General features: G+C 45.6%; 3 pseudogenes. 1 reads left to right on the forward strand and 2 read right to left on the reverse strand.

Annotated elements, in window-relative coordinates:
* Positions 1 to 111: pseudogene (locus B5D58_RS13790) on the forward strand (IS481 family transposase); the annotation flags it as partial.
* On the opposite strand, the pseudogene B5D58_RS13440 reads toward B5D58_RS13790, so the two are convergent.
* Together B5D58_RS13440 and B5D58_RS14565 are read right to left on the reverse strand one after the other, a co-directional pair.
* Positions 95 to 599: pseudogene (locus B5D58_RS13440) on the reverse strand (helix-turn-helix domain-containing protein); the annotation flags it as partial. The pseudogenes B5D58_RS13790 and B5D58_RS13440 sit on opposite strands and share 17 nt — an antisense overlap.
* Positions 600 to 764: 165 nt before the next feature.
* Positions 765 to 1,546: pseudogene (locus tag B5D58_RS14565) on the reverse strand (transposase); the annotation flags it as partial.
* Between the last annotated feature and the right edge of the window lie 154 nt (positions 1,547 to 1,700).

Below are 1,700 nucleotides of genomic sequence, written 5' to 3' on the forward strand. Positions count from 1 at the left end.
GGACTCACACCTTACGAATACATCATCAAATGCTGGCAAAACGAACCTGAACGTTTTATCATCAATCCATACCATCACAAAGTGGGACTAAACACTCGCATATGTCGTTGATCTGGAGGTTGTTCGCTTGGGTTCTTGTATGGTCGATTTTCGGTCCCCAGATAAAGTTGATAAGCATGATGTTTGGTTTTGCTGAAATATTCCGTGCCCCGGTCGGTCAGCATACGGAGCAAGGGGATCTCTTCTTCTGCGAAGAACGGCAAGGCTATACCGTTGAGGGTACGTAAAATAAGTGTCCACAAAGGTCTGCTGGTAAATCTGGCCCACTCCCTTGCTGTTGCCAACATAGTACGTATCCTATGATTCTAGATAGCCCGGATGTTCGATTTCGCCATGGGTCTCACGTTTGGATTTTTGCTTTTCAAGCGCTGCAATCTGCTCATCAGTGAAAATGATGTCTGCGCTTCTTTGCCACCTTTCTCGTATAACTCTTTGTACCGGTAGAACGTATCCCGGCTGTACCCCATCACCTTACAGGTCTGCGATACATTTCCAAGCTGCCGGGTCAATTCTAAAACACCCAACTTCGGTTTGATAATCTTCTCTTAATAACTGCTCATGCCTGATACTTCTTTTCCCTGTCCAATTTATGAAAAATGTTAGATTAAATATTAACTAGTCGTTCTGTAGTAGTTCAGATTTGATCTGGCAGCATGATACGGGTTTCCATTGACTTCGCATTTACCCCGATAAACCCCGGTCATATCCTTGCCTTTAGCCATGCAGTACACCTGCGGTTCGTGCAGTGAATAGATCTTGTTGCGGTCTTCAGGCTGTTGTCGCAGTATCTTCATATAGCAGAAAATCCCGCTGATAGTATTCGAACAGGCAGTATTGTGGTAATTCCCGGTGCAGTTCCCGTATCAGGGTGCCGGCAATGGTTCTCGGCCGTTTGAATCCCCCGTTTAGCCTGGATCGTTTGGAGGCATGACGAAAATGGCGAATGACCAGGCATAGTATTTTGGCTTCCCTGACACGGGTGCGCTGCTGTCAATGCCATGCACTTTTGCCACTGTGTTTAATCGGTTGATGATTCTGATGGCTAGTTTGCTGTTAGGGAGATAAGTGATGTGTTTCTCTTGCACTGCCGCATCATGTAAAACCTCATCCTGAAAATCCGGTCAATGCCTTCCATGCCAATACGCTTGCGAAAGTGCACCAGTTCAGCGCTGCGGTAGGGTAATTTGCGACAAAACTCCTTCATGCCACAGAATGCTTGGTAGTACGGATTACGCTTTCATTGCACAACCAGCGCTTCACCACTCAGATTCTCCAACTGTTTGAGAATCAGCAACTCAACTATCAATCGAATCGGTTTACTCGGCGCGCCTGTCCCCTTTGTGTAATGAATCGAGAATGCTTCATCAAACTCGTGCCAGGGAATGACAGTGGCAAGTTGTAACAGTGGATCACCAGGATCGAGCTGCCATAAAAGATCTGTTTCAAACAGGTTGGGTTGATGAAAAGTTCTACCTGGTGTGAGCATCGATAATCACCATCCCGACCAGGAAAATAACCATAGTTTTATCATTCCTGGTCGATTTGACTAGGGCCTGTTAACACTAATTAAATAATCTACGATCAGAGCGAAATGGATGAAGAATCGGAAAACTGAATCCAACTTGTCAAAGCGAGAGAAG

The organism is Nitrosomonas europaea (genome assembly GCF_900167395.1).
GTDB lineage: Bacteria > Pseudomonadota > Gammaproteobacteria > Burkholderiales > Nitrosomonadaceae > Nitrosomonas > Nitrosomonas europaea.